Below are 15,510 nucleotides of genomic sequence, written 5' to 3'. Positions count from 1 at the left end.
AGGATTGTGGCGGCGTGGTGCCGCCGGCAGCGACGCCTTACAGCGTGCAGGTCACCTTGTTCAGGTGCCGTGGCTCATCCGGGTTCAGCCCGCGCGCCTCGGACAGCCGTGCCGCCATCAGGTAGAAGCTCTGGATCGCCAGCAGCGGGTCCAGCGCCTCGTCACCAGCCACCGCCAGGCTCAGGTCGCGGCTGGCGACATCGGCCGGTGCGGCCAGCAGCACGCGGGCGCCGCGGCGGCGCATCTCGTCGGCCAGCGCGATCAGGCCGGCCTGTTCCGGGCCGCGCGGCGCGAAGATCAGCAGAGGGTAGCCGTCGTCGATCAGTGCCATCGGGCCGTGCTTGATCTCGGCGCCGGAGAACGCCTCCGCCTGGATGGCGCAGGTTTCCTTGAATTTCAGCGCCGCCTCCAGCGCCACGGCAAAGCCCAGCCCGCGGCCAACCACCATGATGCGTTCGGCGCTCTGCAGTACCTCGATGGCCGGCGTCCAGTCCTGGCGGGTGGCCTCCTGCAGCGCCTGCGGCAGAGTTTCCAGCGCCGCCAGCAGCGCTTCGTCGCGCTGCCAGTGCGCCACCAAGCGGGCAACGGCGGACAGCGAGGCGATATAGCTCTTGGTGGCGGCCACGCTCTTCTCGGCGCCGGCGCACAAGGGCAGCGACCACTCGCAGGCGGCGGCCAGCGGCGAATCCGGCTGGTTCACCAGCGCCACGGTGCGGGCGCCGGCTTGCGACAGCGCCGCCATGGTGTCCACCAGGTCCGGGCTGCGGCCGGACTGCGACAGCGCCACCGCCAGCTGCCCGCGCACCGCCAGCGGCGCGTGGTGCAGGGTGATCAGCGACATCGGCAGCGACACCACCGGGGTGCCGGTGCGCTGCATCGCCAGGTAGGCGAAATAGTTGGCCGCATGGTCCGAGCTGCCACGGGCCACGGTCAGCGCCAGCTGTGGCGGCGCCTTGGCCAGTTCGCGCCCCAGCAGCGCCAGCCCTTCGTCGGCGTACATGTGCTGGGCGGCGACCGCCTCGGCGGCAAACAGGGCTTCATCAAGCATCAGGCTCAAGGCACTCTCCTTCTACGTAAACGTGTTGCAGTTGCAGGTCTGTATCCATCACCACGATGTCGGCCCAAGCGCCGGTTTCCAGCCGGCCACGGTCGGCCACGCCCAGGTAATCGGCCGGGTACAGCGACAGCCGGTTGCTGGCCTGCGCCAGCGGCAGGCCGATCTGCACCAGATTGCGCAGCGCCTGATCCATGGTCAGGGTGCTGCCGGCCAGGGTGCCGTCGGCCAGGCGCACCCCGCCCATGCACTTGGTCACGGTGTGGGAGCCCAGCTTGTACTCGCCGTCCGGCATACCGGCGGCGGCGGTGGAATCGGTGACGCAGTAGAGGCGCGGAATGGCGCGCAGCGCGGCATGCATGGCCCCCGGGTGCACGTGCAGCAGGTCGGGGATCAGCTCGGCGTATTCGGCGTGCGCCAGCGCGGCGCCCACCATGCCCGGCTCGCGGTGGTGCAGCCCGGTCATGGCATTGAACAGGTGGGTGAAGCCGCTGGCGCCTTGCTGCAGCGCGGCCACGCCGTCTTCGTAACTGCCCAGGCTGTGGCCGATCTGCACGCGGATACCGTCTGCGCTCAGGCGGCGGATCACCTCGTGGTGACCGGCGATCTCCGGCGCCAACGTCAGCACCTTCAGCGGTGCCAGCGAACGGTAGTAGTCGATCTCGTCCATCACCGCTGCCACGGCGTCGTCCGGCTGGGCGCCCAGCTTGCCGGGGTTGATGTAGGGGCCTTCCAGGTGCACGCCCAGAATGCGGGCGCTGCCGGCGCTGCCGGCGACGCGCTCTTGCGCTACCTTGCCCAGCGCGGCCAGCACCTGCGCCAGTTCGGCGCGCGGAGCGGTCATGGTGGTGGCCAAGAGCGACGTGGTGCCAAAGCGGGCGTGGGTACGCGCCACATGGCTCGCCGCATCGCCGGCCTGCATGATGTCCACCCCGCCGCCGCCGTGTACGTGCAGGTCGATGAAACCGGGCAGCAGGTAACGCGCCGGTGTGCCCGCGCCGGCCAGGCGGCCGTCGATGGCGGCGATGTGGCCGTTGTCGTCCAGATGCAGCTCGCCATCCAGCCAGCCGGCGGAAGTCAGCATGCGTCCCTGCAGTACCCGTGTGTTCATCGTCTCAGCTCTGCCACAAAGTCGTAGTAATCGTTGCGACACCAGGTGTCGGTCAGTTCTATCGCCACGTTGTCGGCGGTGTAGCCGATACGCGTCATCAACAGCATCGCCTCGCCCTGCTTGATGCCGGCGCTGGCGGCGATATCCGGCCCTGCGTTTACCGCGCGGATGTGCTGCAGCGCGCGCACCACCGGGTGGCCGGCGGCATCCAGCCAGGCATACAGCGAGCTGCCTATCGCCTGCGGGTCCGGCAGGTAGGCCAGCGGCAGCGTGCTCTGCTCGATGGCCATCACCACGCCGTCTGCCAGCCGCTGGCGCTTGAGCCGCACCACCTGCGCGGTGGGCGACAGCCCCAGCTTGATCACCTCGTCGTGCGTCGGCGTGGCGATGCTGCGCTCCAGCCATACCGACGACGGTTCAAACCCCTTCTGCTTCAGCATCTCGGTGAAGCTGGTCAGCCGCGACAGCGGTTGCTCCAGCCGCGGGGTGATGAAGGTGCCGGAGCCATGCCGGCGGCGAATCAGCCCCTGCTCCAGCAGCACGTCCAGCGCCTTGCGGGCGGTAACGCGCGAGATGCCCAACTCGTCGGAGAAGGTGCGTTCCGACGGCAGCGCCTCGTCGGCCTGCCACCAGCCGGCGTTGATGGCCTCGGCCAGCTTGCGGGCGAACTGCAGGTACAGCGGCGTGCTCTGCGCCTCGTCCGGTTTCAGTGCCTGCCAGCGTTCATCCATGGCGAAATCCTCAAGTGGTCTTGGAAAGGCATCAGTTTACGTGTTGGCCGCCTGCCGTCCCAGCCGCTCAGTTGTCGCAAAATTAATACCACCACCCAACCACGTCAATACCAGTTGTAGACCAGTTACCGATATTGGCAACGCTGCGATGCAGCATTTTCAGCGGGAATCGGCACCGGAAAATGCCGGGCCGCGCCAGTGCTGGCGCTGCGGGGAGTCGGGGAAGCGGCGCAACTGGTATTAAGCAGGTATCAAAAATGCAACACCGGGGGAGTGAGGGAAGTGTTTGCGGCCAACCTTGGCCGCACGCCAGCAAACAAAAACCGCCCGTGAGGGCGGTTCGATAGGTAGCCCGGACAAGCGCAGCGCATCCGGGAATACGAGCTAGCGCGGCGACTTCTTCCAGCCGATCAGCAGCACCCCGGCCAGGATGATGGTCATCGACAGCAGCTCGGCCACGCCGATGTGCTCGCCCAGCAGCCCCACTCCCAGCAGCACCGCGATAACCGGATTGACATAGGCATAGCTGGTGGCGGCGGCGGCGCTGACGTGCTGCAGCAGGAACATGTAGGCGGTGTAGGCGATCAGCGAGCCGAAAACGGCCAGGTACAGCATCGCCAGCCAGCCGGACAGCGGCGGCAGCGCCAGCAGCTGCTCGCCACTGGCGAAACTGCCCAGCAGCAGCGCGATGCCGCCGGTGAGCATCATCATCGCGCTGGACATCAGCCCCTTGGGCTGGGTCAGATGCTTGCTCCACGCCGAGCCCAGCGCCCAGCCGGCGGAGGCGAACAGCAGCGCCGCGGCCCCCGCCGGCGACGCCTGCAGGTTGCTGCCCATGTTCAGCACCACGATGCCGACGATGCCCAGCAGCACGCCGGCCAGCTCCATCTTGCGCGGGATGTGGCCGAACAGGCGCGCGAACAGGATGGCGAACAGCGGCACGGTGGCCACCACCAGCGCCGCCACGCCGGAGGACACCTCTTTCTGCGCCAGGGTCACGAAGCCGTTGCCGATGGCCGGCATCAGGATACCCAGCAGGGTGGCGCCCTTCAGCTCCGCCAGCGTGGGATTGGCCGCACCGCGCCAGCGCAGGTAGCCGTACATCAGCGTGCCGGCCAGCACGAAGCGCACCCCGGCCATCAGGAACGGCGGCCACGACGTCACGGCGATGTGGATGGCAAAGTAGGTCGAGCCCCAGATCAGGTACAGGGCAAGGAAGGCGGCGAGCAGTTTCAGCTGGTGCGAGGTCAGGTTCATGGCGGTCTACCGGTCGGGCTGCCAACAATGCCTTTCGCATCGCGGCAGCACAAGGGGCAAATGCCGAAAAGCCTGTTCTCGCCACGGCATGGCCTTGATTTTTAACGATATTGTCATAATAAGAAACAGACTGTTGCAACTATGCCAAGCAAACAAGCGGCAAAGTTGACGCAGGACAAGCGGCCGCCCGCTGGCCACTTGCCGCTACCGGTGGCGCCGTATAGTGGCGGCTACCCATTTTGCAAGAGGCGCACCATGAGCCCATCCTCCCGTCTATCCGGCGGACGAGAAATCCAGCTGGCCCCCGACGACCTGATCATTACCAAGACCGATCCTTCCGGCCACATCAGCTACGCCAACCGCACCTTCATGCGCATCGCCGGTTACGCCGAGCACGAGCTGCTGGGCAAGCCGCACAACCTGATCCGCCACCCCGACATGCCACGCGGCGTATACCGCCTGCTGTGGCAGACGCTGCAGGCGGGGCAGGAATTCTTCGGCCTGGTGAAAAACTACACCGCGCAGGGCGACTACTACTGGGTGTTCGCCAACATCACCCCCGACTACACCGCGCAGCGCACGCTGGCCGGCTACTACTCGGTACGGCGTCAGCCGACGCGCGCCGGCATCGCCGCAGTCAGCCCGCTGTACCAGCAGATGTGCACCATTGAGGCACAGGCCGGCAAGGCGGCGGCGCCGGACGCGTCGATGCAGTGGCTGCTGGCGCAACTGGCCGCCAAACAAGTCAGCTACCAGCAGTTCGTGCTGGCGCTGGAACAACCGGGAGCCGCGACATGAAACAACGCCGCAAATGGCCGCCACTGTTGCGCACACAGATGGGCTACTGGCTGCTCGCCTCCAACCTGCTGACCCTCGGCTACGTGGCCAGCGGCTTCTTCCTCGACGATACGCTGCACCTGGCGCTGGGTGCGCTGCTGGTGCTCAGCGGCCTTGGCCTGGCGCTGTACCTGTGGCTCAGCTGCGGCCGCATCTTCCGCCTGCTGGACACACTGCACCTGCAGCTGGGCCTCGCCTGCAAGGGCGAGCTGCACCATCGCGCCACCGACACCCGCAACCTCGGAGAGGTCGGGCTGGTGGCGTGGGAGCTGAACGACTTCCTCGACCAGATCGAGACCTACTTCAAGGAGGTCAACACCTGCTTTGCCCGCGTCAGCGCCGGCGACTACAGCCGCCGCCCGCTGAGCAAGGGCCTGCCCGGGGTGCTGGCCAGCTCGCTGCAGGCGATGGACACCGCCATCCAGGCGATGCAGGACAACGACAGCTTCGTGCGCCGCAACCGGCTGTCGTCGCAGCTGGCGGCACTGAGCAACCCGCACCTGCGCAGCAACCTCGCCAGCAGCCAGCAGGATCTCGGCGCCATCAGCGCGGCGATGGCCGACGTTGGCCGCATCACCCGCGATACCGCCAGCGGCGCGCGCGACAGCCTGCACAGCGCGGAGCAGCTGTCCACCCAGCTGGACACCATCGTCGGCAGCGTCGGCAGCATGAACGAGGCCAGCAGCGCGCTGGCCGGCGAATGGCAGGGCATCGAAAGCTCGCTGGCGGCGATCTCCGACATCGCCGACCAGACCAACCTGCTGGCGCTGAACGCGGCGATCGAGGCGGCGCGCGCCGGCGAGACCGGGCGCGGCTTTGCCGTGGTCGCCGACGAGGTGCGCAAGCTGGCCGAACGCAGCAAGGACACCGCCAACCGCGTGCAGCACATCCTCGCCACCCTCTCCAGCCGCATCGGCCACATGCAGGCGCGCGCCGGCGAGGCCGGCAGTGTCGCCGGCCACGTCAAGGAATCGGTGGAGTCGTTCCGCCAGCGCTTCGCCAGCCTCGCCGGCCAGTCCGACCAGGTACTGGCGCAGGTGCTCAGCGTGCGCAACAAGTCGCACCTGTCGCTGCAGAAGATCGGCCACGTGATGTACAAGCAGCAGGCCTACAACGCGCTGGAGGAAGGCAAGCCGCTGGGCGAGCACCACGACGGCCTGGACCTCGCTGCGCTGGACAGCGGCACGCAGCAGGCCGAGCTGCAGCGGCTGGCAGAGCAGATCCGCCGCCACGGCAGCAGCGCCATCAGCGCCGTGGCCACCGGCGGCGCGCTGGAAGAGACACGCATCGTCGCCGACATGCGCGAGCTGGAACGGCACAGCGACGCGCTGCTGGCGCTGTTCGACCGCCTCGCCGACAGCGCCCCCGCCACCGACGGCACGCCGGCCAGCGGGCGCTAGGCGGTGGTCCTCACCTCGCAAATCCGTGCGCGACAAGGCGGCGGTGCCTGCGCGTTGCTGGCGCGTGCTTGACTAGCGCACGCCGGCGCGCAGCCGGTGCGACGGCGGCCAGGGTTGGCCGCAAGGTCACAGCCCGCCGTGGGTCAGCTTGGCCGGGTCCAGCAACCGCGCCAGCTCGTCGCGGTCGATGCCGGTCTGCTCGGCGGCGACATCGATGATGGCGCGGCCCTCGCGGTAGGCCTGCTTGGCGATCTCGGCGGCGCGGGCGTAGCCGATCACCGGATTCAGCGCGGTGACCAGGATCGGGTTGCGCGCCAGCGCCTGCTGCAGCCGCGCCTCGTTGACGCTGAAACCGGCGATAGCCTTGTCCGCCAGCAGCCGCGACACATTGGCCAGCAGCGCGATGCTGCCCAGCAGGTTGCTGGCGATCAGCGGCAGCATCACGTTGAGCTCGAAATTGCCGGACTGCCCTGCCACTGCAATCGCCGCATCCAGCCCTATCACCTGCGCCGCCACCATGCAGGTCGCCTCCGGGATCACCGGGTTGACCTTGCCCGGCATGATGGACGAGCCAGGCTGCAGCGCCTCCAGCTCGATCTCGCCCAGCCCGGCCAGCGGCCCGGAATTCATCCAGCGCAGGTCGTTGGCGATCTTCATCAGCGACACCGCGGTGGTGCGCAGCTGGCCGGACAGCGCCACCGCGGTGTCCTGCGCCCCCATCGCCGCGAAATAGTCCGGCGCCGGCACGAACGCCAGCCCGGTCAGCGCCTGCAGCTCCTGGCAGAAACGGGCTGCGAAGCGCGGATCGGCGTTGATGCCGGTGCCGACCGCGGTGCCGCCCTGCGCCAGCTGCAGCAGGCTGGGCCGCAGCTGCTGCAGGTGGCCAACGTTGGCCGCAATCTGCTGCGCCCAGCCGTTCAGGCTCTGGCCCAGGCGCACCGGCATCGCGTCCATCAGGTGGGTACGGCCGGTCTTGATGTGGTGGTCGACCTGCAGTGCCTTGGCCTGCGTGGTCTGCTGCAGGTGCTGCAAGGCCGGCAGCAGCTGCTCGCGCAGCGCCAGCGCCGCCGCGATGTGGATGGCGCTGGGGATGGTGTCGTTGCTGCTCTGCGCGCAGTTGACGTGGTCGTTGGCGCTTACCGCGCTGCCCAGCGCGCGGCTGGCGAGGGTGGCGATCACCTCGTTGGCGTTCATGTTGCTGCTGGTGCCGGAGCCGGTCTGGTACACGTCTAGCGGAAAGTGCGTCATCAGCGCCGCGTCGTCCAGCAGCTGGCGGCAGGCAGCGGCGATGGCGTCGCCCTGCGCCGCCGTCAGCTGCCCCAGCGCGACATTGGCGCGCGCCGCCGCCAGCTTGGCCAGCAGCAGCGCGCGGATGAATTCTTCCGGCAGGCGCTGGCCGCTGACCGGAAAATTCTGCACCGCGCGCTGGGTCTGCGCGCCGTAGAGGGCGTCGGCCGGCACCGCCAACTCGCCCATGCTGTCCCGTTCCATCCGTACTGCGCTCATCGTCGTTCTCCTGCCGGTTGCCTGCGGCCGCCTGCCGCTTGCTTCACTGTAGACCCTGTGCGCCGCCGCGCTGCGGCCATGAAAAAAGCCGACGCGGGGCGTCGGCTTCGATGCTAGGCGGCCGGGGTGTGACACCGCGAGCCGGGCGGGCGCTTACGGCGTGCCGTTTCTGCCGTGCAGCAGGTAGCCCGGCCGCTGGCTCAGCCGCTCGTAATAGGCCGTCACCGCCGGCAGCGGCGGATGCTCGAGCGGGGTGGCAAACCAGCGCTGTACCGACAGCCCGATCGCGATATCGGCGAGCGAAAACTCGTCGCCGCTGACGTAGGCTCCGGTGCTGTCCAGCTGGCGCTCGAGGATGGCCATATGCCGCGACCACGTGCTGCACGCCTGCGCCAGCGCGACGCTGTCCTGGTGCGCTGGCGAGTGCCGGACCAGGGACATGAAGGCATAGCTCCACGAGTTGTTGAGATCCGTGGCCTGCCAGTCCAGCCATTGGTCCACCCTGGCCCTCGCCTGCGCCTGCGGCGGATAGAACGGCTCGCTACCGTAGCGGGACGCCAGGTAGCGGATGATGGTATTGGACTCCCACAGCACAAAATCGTCGTCCTTGATCACCGGCACCATGGCGTTGGGATTCAGCGCCAAGAATTCAGGGGTCTGCGGCGAGCGGAAGCCGGCACCCCAGTCCTCGCGCTCGAACGCGATGTCCAGCTCGGCGCAGGTCCAGAGTACCTTGCGCACGTTGATCGACGATGCCCTACCAAGTATCTGCAGCATTGCGTGTCCTTGACGTTTGCGGCCGGGCGCCGGCTGGCGCCTGCCGTACTGCTCATTGCGGGGGGAAAATCAGCTGCAGCCGGACCTTGCGCCGCAGGACGGCAACGGCCGGCACGCCGCGTCAGCGTGCGGCCAACCTTTGCAGGATGTTGGAGAACTCTTCCATGAAGGAATCGAAACGGCCGGCGAGGCGGTCGACGTCGGCGGCGAAGCGGTTGTAGGCCACCACCGCCGGGATCGCCGCGAACAGCCCGATGGCGGTGGCGATCAGCGCCTCGGCGATGCCCGGCGCCACCGTGGCCAGCGTGGCCTGGCCGGCGTTACCCAGCCCGATGAAGGCGTGCATGATGCCCCACACCGTACCGAACAGGCCGATATAGGGGCTGACCGAACCGACGGTGGCGAGGAAGCTGTTGTGGTGGTCGAGCGCGTCCAGCTCGCGCTGCGCGGCGGCACGCATGGCGCGGCGGGCGCCGTCCAGCTGCTCGGAATTGTCGACGCCGCCTTGGCGCCGCAGCTTGGCGAACTCGGCAAAACCGGCCTGGAACAGCTTCTCCACCCCGGCCGCGTGCTGGCGCTGGCGGGTGTCCTCGTACAGGCGGTTGAGGTCGATGCCGCTCCAGAACTGCTGCTCGAAGTCCTGGGTGGCGAGGCGGGCGCGGCGCAGTACCGCCAGCTTGTTGAAGATGATGCCCCACGACAGCAGGGACAGCACCACCAGCCCCGCCATCACCAGCTGCACCGGCAGGCTGGCGTGGAGGATAAGACCAATGACCGAAAGTTCTTGCACGATGGCTCCTGGGTTGGCGGTCAGCGCAGTACGCGACCGGTATCGAGATCGATGATGGTGGAGGGCTTGCGCCGCTTGCCGATGCGGCCCTGCAGCGTCAGCACCCGTGCGCCGAAGGCCTGGCGACAGCCGCGCGCCGTCTTCAGCGAGCGCTGACCGGCGCGGTTGGCCGAGGTTGACACGATGGCGTGGCCCAGCGCCTGGCACAGCGCCGCCGCCTCGCCGTGGGCGGTGACGCGCACCGCGATCTTGTCGTGGCGGCCGCGCAGCAGCGCCGGCACCCGTGGCGCGGCCGGTAGCAAGAAGGTGTACGGCCCCGGCCAGTAGCGGTTGACGACGGCCAGCTGTGCCGGCGTCAGCGGCCGGATCAGCGGCCGCAGCTGCTCAAGGTTGGCCGCAATCACGATCAGGCCCTTGTGGTTGGGGCGCGCCTTGATCGCCAGTAGGCGGCGGATGGCGCGCACGTCGAACGGATCGCAGCCCAGCCCGAAGCAGGACTCGGTGGCATAGGCGATCACGCCACCCTGCTGCAGGTGGCCTCGTGCGGCATGCTGTTGCCCGTGGCGGGGCAGACGGGGAAATGGACGGTTCACGTAATGGCAGGTCGCAAGGTCATGACCGGACAGACCGCGCGCGCCGCGGCGGGTTCCGTTCAGTCGTTCAGGTATTGGGCGTTGATTCTAGCCACTGTGCCGTCTTTGTGCATCCCTCGCAGGTGCTCGTTGAGCAGCCGTACCGTGCCGTCCGCCATCATCTGGTTGCAGGCGAGGTAGAGGAAGGTGGTGTTGAAGGTCAGCAGCGGGCGCAGCCTGACGGTCTTTTCGCGCGCCACCAGCGCGGCGCCGAGGTACTTGCCGGTCGCCCACAGGTCGATGCGGCCGGCGAGCAGCTTGCGCAGGTTCTGCACGTCGTTGGACGCCAGGTCGACCTCGAAGCCGCGGCTGATCAGGTACTGCGCCACCGCGTCGCCGGAATAGCCGCCCAGCCGGTAGCGCCGTGCCGCCTCCAGATTGCTCAGTTCCTGCGGCCCGTCGTCGCGGCCGTACAGCACCCACGGGTTTTCCACCACCGGGCCGATCCACTTCAGCTGGTGCTCGCGCTGCTCGCTGCGGGTGGTGGAGTAGACGCAGGTGTTCGGCTCCAGCACCGCGCTGTTGTAGGCGCGCACCCACGGCAGCAGTTCGATGCGGTAGCCGATGCCGGCGCGGCGCAGGATCTCGCGCACGATGTCGCTGGACAGGCCGCCGATCCGGCCGTCCGGCAGTTGCATGTTGAACGGCGGGTAGTCCTCGGTCAGCAGCCGCAGCTGCAGCGGTTCGGCGGCGTGCAAGGGCAGCGCCAGGCAACACAGCAGGCCAACACGACGCAGGAAGTTCATGGCACGCCCTTTCTTGCCAACGCTTACTGCAGTGTAGACCGCCCGCGCGACGTGCCGCCGCCCGCTTTGGCGTGGCGGCAACCATGAAAAACGGCACCCGAAGGTGCCGTTGCCTGTCTGCCGTCGCGCCTTACTTGGCGCGGTTCAGCGCGCGGTTGCCGATGTCGCGGCGCAGCTGCTTGCCGGCGAACTGGATCTGGTCGGCGACCGCGTACGCCTTCTGCTGTGCCACGCGCACGCTGTCGCCGAGGCCGACCACACACAGCACGCGGCCGCCGCTGGTGACCAGCTGGCCGGCATCGTTGACGCTGCTGCCGGCGTGGAAGGTGATGGTGTCGTCGGTAGCGGCCGGGATGGCGCTGATCACGTCACCCTTGCGCGGCGCGTCCGGGTAGCCGGCGGCAGCCAGTACCACGCCCATCGCCACACGGCGGTCCCACTCCGCTTCCACCTTGTCGAGGGTGCCGTTGATGCCGGCCTCCAGCAGTACGGTGAAGTCGGATTTCAGGCGCGCCATGATCGGCTGCGTTTCCGGATCGCCGAAGCGGCAGTTGAACTCGATGGTGTACGGGTTCCCCTGCTTGTCGATCATCAGCCCGGCGTACAGGAAGCCGGTGTAGCTGTGGCCGTCGGCCTTCATGCCGCGCACCGTCGGCAGGATGATGTCGCGCATCGCGCGGTGGTGCACTTCCGGCGTCACCACCGGTGCCGGGCTGTAGGCGCCCATGCCGCCGGTGTTGGGACCCATGTCGCCGTCGAGCAGGCGCTTGTGGTCCTGGCTGGTGGCCATCGCCAGCACGTTGTCGCCGTCGACCATCACGATGAAGCTGGCTTCCTCGCCTTCGAGGAAGTCCTCGATCACCACGCGCGAGCCGGCGTCACCCATCTTGTTGCCCAGCAGCATGTCGTCGATGGCGGCGTGTGCCTCGTCCAGCGTCATCGCCACCACCACGCCCTTGCCGGCGGCCAGGCCGTCGGCCTTGATCACGATCGGCGCACCCTTGCGGGCAACGTAGTCGTGAGCGGCGGCGGCATCGCTGAAGGTTTCGTAGCCTGCGGTGGGGATGCCGTGGCGCTGCATGAACGCCTTGGCGAAGTCCTTGGAGCTTTCCAGCTGTGCGCAGTACTGCGTCGGGCCGAAGATCTTCAGTCCGGCGGCGCGGAAGGCATCGACCACGCCAGCGGCCAGCGGCGCTTCCGGGCCGACCACGGTCAGTTCGATCTGCTCGTTCTTTACAAACTCGATCAGCTCGGGAATGGCGCTGATCGCGACATTGCTCAGGTGCGGATCGAGCGCGGTACCGGCGTTACCCGGCGCCACGAATACCTTGGACACGCGCGGCGATTGCGCCACACGCCAGGCCAGCGCGTGTTCGCGGCCGCCGGCACCGATAACGAGTACTTTCATGACTCAGCTTCCTTGAGGTCGGGTCTGCCACGGTTGGCCGCAGGCTGCGGCCAACCTTTGCAACGATTGAAGATTAGTGGCGGAAGTGGCGCACGCCGGTCAGCACCATGGCGATGCCGTGCTCGTCGGCGGCGGCGAACACTTCGTCGTCACGCATGGAGCCGCCCGGCTGGATGATGGCCTTGATGCCCTGCTCGGCGATGACATCGATGCCGTCGCGGAACGGGAAGAACGCGTCACTGGAGGCCACGGCACCGATCAGGCTGAGGCCGGCGTCCTGCGCCTTGCGCGCGGCGATGCGGGTGGAGTCGACGCGGCTCATCTGGCCGGCGCCGATACCGGCGGTCTGGCCGTTCTTGCAGAAAACAATCGCGTTGGACTTCACGTACTTGGCGACGCGCCAGGCGAACAGCAGGTCGGCCATTTCCTGTTCGGTCGGCGCACGCTTGGTCACCACGCGCAGCTCGTCGAGGCCGACGTTGCGGATGTCCGGGGTCTGCACCAGCACGCCGCCGCCGACGCGCTTCAGCTCGAAGCGGTTGGCACCGGCTTCCAGCGGGATCTCCAGCACGCGCACGTTTTTCTTGGCGGCGATGATGGCCTTGGCTTCGTCGGTGAACGCCGGTGCCATCAGCACTTCCAGGAACTGGCCGGTCACGGCTTCAACGGTTTCGGCATCCACCGGACGGTTGAAGGCGATGATGCCGCCGAAGGCGCTGGTGGTGTCGGTGGCGAACGCCAGCTTGTAGGCGCTCAGGGTGTCGCTGGCGATGGCCACGCCGCACGGGTTGGCGTGCTTGACGATGACACAGGCCGGTGCGTCGAAGGTCTTCACCGCTTCCCACGCCGCATCGGCGTCGGCGATGTTGTTGTAGGACAGTTCCTTGCCCTGCAGCTGGCGGTAGCCGGCGATGGTGCCGGCGGCCGGGTCGAGGTCGCGGTAGAAGGCGGCGGCCTGGTGCGGGTTCTCGCCGTAGCGCATGTCCTGCACCTTGATGAACTGCGCGTTCAGGCGGTTCGGGAACGCCACGCGTTCCGGCACGCCGCTGTCCACGCCTTCCACCAGGCTGGTCAGGTAGTTGGAGATCGCGCCGTCGTAGGCGGCGGTGTGGGTGAACGCCTTCTTCGACAGGTTCAGGCGGGTCAGCTTGGACAGCTTGCCGCCATTGGCCGTCATTTCTGCGGCCAACGTTTCGTAATCAGCGGCATCGGTGACGATGGCCACGTGCTGCCAGTTCTTGGCGGCGGAGCGCACCATGGTCGGGCCGCCGATGTCGATGTTCTCGATGGCGTCTTCCAGCGGGCAGTCCGGGTTGGCGATGGTGGCTTCGAACGGGTAGAGGTTCACGCATACCAGGTCGATGTTGCCGATGCCGTGTTCCTTCATGGTGGCGACATGTTCCGGCAGGTCGCGACGGCCGAGGATGCCGCCGTGCACTTTCGGGTGCAGGGTCTTGACCCGGCCGTCCAGCATTTCCGGGAAGCCGGTGTAGTCGGACACGTCGATCACCGGCACGCCGGCGTCACGCAACAGTTTGGAAGTCCCGCCGGTGGACAGGATTTCAACGCCAAAGCCTGCCAGCGCCTGGGCAAATGCCAGTACGCCGGTTTTGTCAGAAACGCTGATCAGCGCACGTTCGATCTTGGTCATGGTTTTCTACCGCCTTCAAAGTAAAACGTGGCAACGGGCACGCCCGCGGCCAACTCAAATCTTGCTGTATACCGGCCGGCGCGCTGGCGCCGCCCGGTGCTGGTGATCCCGTCCCCCGCCCCTGCGCTGCAGGGGAGTTCGCTATCCAAAAAAAGCCATCCGCGACGGCGGATGGCTTCGGTTTCAAATCAGGTCGTACGACTTCATCTTCTTGCGCAGCGTGTTGCGGTTGAGGCCGAGCAGCTCGGCGGCGCGCGTCTGGTTGCCCTGGGTGTGGTTGAGTACCACCTCCAGCAGCGGTTTTTCCACCCGCGCCAGCACCATGTCATAGATGGCGGCCGGCATCTCGCCGTCCAGATCGCGGAAGTACTGCTCCATCGCCAGCCTGACGCAATGGGAAATATCGTCGTTATTGTTGTTCATGGTTTGCCGCTTCGTATTGTTGCTTAATCGCCCGCACACGCTGTCGCGTCCTCGTCCTCGTGCGGTCCGGTGGACACGTACTCCAGCCGCTCGGAACGGGTCGCAAGCGTTGCAAAATACTGTGCCACTGCCTGGCGCTGTGCACTGGTCGATTCCAGCGCGTACATCGCCTGACGGAATTCGTTGCTGCCACGCAGGCCGCGGGTGTACCAGGCGATGTGCTTGCGCGCGATGCGGCAGCCGGAATATTCGCCGTAAAAACGGTACAGCTCGTCGAGGTGGCCCTGCATGATGTCGTCGATCTCGCTGATGCGCGGCGGCAGCAGCGTCTCGCCGGTATCCAGGAAGTGCTGGATCTCGCGGAAAATCCACGGCCGCCCCTGTGCGGCGCGGCCGATCATGATCGCGTCGGCGCCGGTCGCGTCCAGCACCTGCTTCGCCTTGTGCGGGCTGTCGATGTCGCCGTTGGCGATCACCGGGATAGCCACCGCCCGCTTCACCGCGGCGATGGTGTCGTACTCGGCGGCACCGCGGTACATGTCCTCGCGGGTGCGGCCGTGCAGTGCCAGCGCCGCGATGCCGGCGTCCTCGGCCATCTTCGCCACCTGCAGCGCGGTCTTGACCTCGCTGCTCCAGCCGGTACGGGTCTTCAGCGTCACCGGCACGTCCACCGCGCGCACCACCGCGTCTAGGATGCGGCCAACGTTGTCGAGGTCGCGCAGCAGCGCGGAGCCGGCGGCGACATTGCACACCTTCTTCGCCGGGCAGCCCATGTTGATGTCGATGATCTGCGCACCGCGCGCCACGTTCAGCTGCGCCGCCTCGGCCAGCATCGCCGCGTCACCACCGGCGATCTGCACCACGATGGGCTCCACTTCGCCGCTGTGGTCGGCGCGCAGCAGGGTTTTCTTGGTGGTCCACAAGGTCTTGTTGGCGGTGATCATCTCCGACACCGCCATGCCGGCGCCCAGTCTCTTGCACAGCATGCGGAACGGCCGGTCGGTGACACCCGCCATGGGGGCAACGATCAGCTGGTTCTTGAGCGTGTAAGGGCCGATTTGCATTGCAAAAGAAAGACATGGAGGGCGAAAGGGCGGCCATTGTACTGCCTTTTGTGCAGGCGGTAAAAACCTTTTTGCTTATTTTTTAAGCTAAAACAACGCCGGCTGCTGCGCGGCCATGGCCGC

Annotated in this window: 15 protein-coding genes; 2 read left to right on the top strand and 13 right to left on the bottom strand. The window is 67.4% G+C overall.

Annotated features, from left to right (window positions below; genetic code table 11):
- Positions 1 to 37: 37 nt before the first annotated feature.
- From PQU89_RS15155 to yedA, 4 genes are all read right to left on the bottom strand, one after another.
- On the bottom strand, positions 38 to 1,048 hold the full coding sequence (locus PQU89_RS15155) for an SIS domain-containing protein (RefSeq protein WP_272766581.1): 1,011 nt from the start codon (positions 1,046 to 1,048) through the stop codon (positions 38 to 40).
- On the bottom strand, positions 1,041 to 2,165 hold the full coding sequence (gene nagA, locus PQU89_RS15150) for an N-acetylglucosamine-6-phosphate deacetylase (RefSeq protein WP_272766554.1): 1,125 nt from the start codon (positions 2,163 to 2,165) through the stop codon (positions 1,041 to 1,043). Before nagA ends, PQU89_RS15155 begins: the two co-directional genes overlap by 8 nt.
- Positions 2,162 to 2,896: a GntR family transcriptional regulator gene (locus PQU89_RS15145; RefSeq protein WP_272766553.1), complete on the bottom strand. Its 735-nt coding sequence runs from the start codon at positions 2,894 to 2,896 to the stop codon at positions 2,162 to 2,164. The genes nagA and PQU89_RS15145 overlap by 4 nt, the downstream gene beginning before the upstream one ends.
- A gap of 384 nt (positions 2,897 to 3,280) precedes the next feature.
- Positions 3,281 to 4,153 (bottom strand): drug/metabolite exporter YedA, encoded by an 873-nt coding sequence (yedA, locus tag PQU89_RS15140; RefSeq protein WP_272766552.1) that lies wholly within the window; start codon positions 4,151 to 4,153, stop codon positions 3,281 to 3,283.
- Positions 4,154 to 4,408: 255 nt separating this feature from the next.
- On the opposite strand from yedA, the gene PQU89_RS15135 reads away from it, so the two are divergent.
- Both PQU89_RS15135 and PQU89_RS15130 read left to right on the top strand, forming a co-directional pair.
- The gene (locus PQU89_RS15135) at positions 4,409 to 4,951 is read left to right on the top strand and encodes a PAS domain-containing protein (protein ID WP_272766551.1); all 543 of its coding nucleotides are present in this window, start codon (positions 4,409 to 4,411) and stop codon (positions 4,949 to 4,951) included.
- A complete protein-coding gene (locus PQU89_RS15130; protein ID WP_272766550.1) occupies positions 4,948 to 6,390 on the top strand; it encodes a methyl-accepting chemotaxis protein in 1,443 nt (480 codons plus the stop codon). The genes PQU89_RS15135 and PQU89_RS15130 overlap by 4 nt, the downstream gene beginning before the upstream one ends.
- Positions 6,391 to 6,516: 126 nt before the next feature.
- Here the strand turns inward: PQU89_RS15130 and PQU89_RS15125 are convergent, their stop codons facing one another.
- From PQU89_RS15125 to dusB, 9 genes are all read right to left on the bottom strand, one after another.
- Entirely contained in the window at positions 6,517 to 7,896 is a 1,380-nt protein-coding gene (locus tag PQU89_RS15125) for a class II fumarate hydratase (RefSeq protein ID WP_272766549.1), read from the bottom strand.
- Positions 7,897 to 8,049: 153 nt separating this feature from the next.
- Positions 8,050 to 8,673 carry a glutathione S-transferase family protein gene (locus PQU89_RS15120; RefSeq protein ID WP_272766548.1) on the bottom strand — a complete coding sequence of 208 codons (624 nt, stop codon included), beginning with the start codon at positions 8,671 to 8,673 and terminating at the stop codon, positions 8,050 to 8,052.
- A gap of 121 nt (positions 8,674 to 8,794) precedes the next feature.
- On the bottom strand, positions 8,795 to 9,463 hold the full coding sequence (gene tolQ / locus PQU89_RS15115) for a protein TolQ (RefSeq protein ID WP_189354228.1): 669 nt from the start codon (positions 9,461 to 9,463) through the stop codon (positions 8,795 to 8,797).
- Between the two features lie 20 nt (positions 9,464 to 9,483).
- Positions 9,484 to 10,056 carry an L-threonylcarbamoyladenylate synthase type 1 TsaC gene (gene tsaC / locus PQU89_RS15110; RefSeq protein ID WP_272766547.1) on the bottom strand — a complete coding sequence of 191 codons (573 nt, stop codon included), beginning with the start codon at positions 10,054 to 10,056 and terminating at the stop codon, positions 9,484 to 9,486.
- Between the two features lie 59 nt (positions 10,057 to 10,115).
- A complete protein-coding gene (locus PQU89_RS15105) occupies positions 10,116 to 10,841 on the bottom strand; it encodes a substrate-binding periplasmic protein (RefSeq protein WP_272766546.1) in 726 nt (241 codons plus the stop codon).
- A gap of 130 nt (positions 10,842 to 10,971) precedes the next feature.
- Positions 10,972 to 12,249 (bottom strand): phosphoribosylamine--glycine ligase, encoded by a 1,278-nt coding sequence (gene purD / locus PQU89_RS15100; protein WP_272766545.1) that lies wholly within the window; start codon positions 12,247 to 12,249, stop codon positions 10,972 to 10,974.
- A 73-nt stretch (positions 12,250 to 12,322) separates the two neighbouring features.
- Positions 12,323 to 13,900, bottom strand: coding sequence for a bifunctional phosphoribosylaminoimidazolecarboxamide formyltransferase/IMP cyclohydrolase (purH, locus tag PQU89_RS15095; RefSeq protein WP_272766544.1), 1,578 nt, complete (start codon positions 13,898 to 13,900; stop codon positions 12,323 to 12,325).
- A 183-nt stretch (positions 13,901 to 14,083) separates the two neighbouring features.
- Positions 14,084 to 14,323 (bottom strand): DNA-binding transcriptional regulator Fis, encoded by a 240-nt coding sequence (gene fis / locus PQU89_RS15090; RefSeq protein ID WP_047968348.1) that lies wholly within the window; start codon positions 14,321 to 14,323, stop codon positions 14,084 to 14,086.
- Between the two features lie 23 nt (positions 14,324 to 14,346).
- On the bottom strand, positions 14,347 to 15,387 hold the full coding sequence (gene dusB, locus PQU89_RS15085; RefSeq protein WP_272766543.1) for a tRNA dihydrouridine synthase DusB: 1,041 nt from the start codon (positions 15,385 to 15,387) through the stop codon (positions 14,347 to 14,349).
- Positions 15,388 to 15,510 lie beyond the last annotated feature (123 nt).

Source organism: Vogesella indigofera (assembly GCF_028548395.1).
Taxonomy (GTDB): Bacteria; Pseudomonadota; Gammaproteobacteria; order Burkholderiales; family Chromobacteriaceae; genus Vogesella; species Vogesella indigofera_A.
This window is presented reverse-complemented; position numbering and strand designations above follow the sequence as displayed.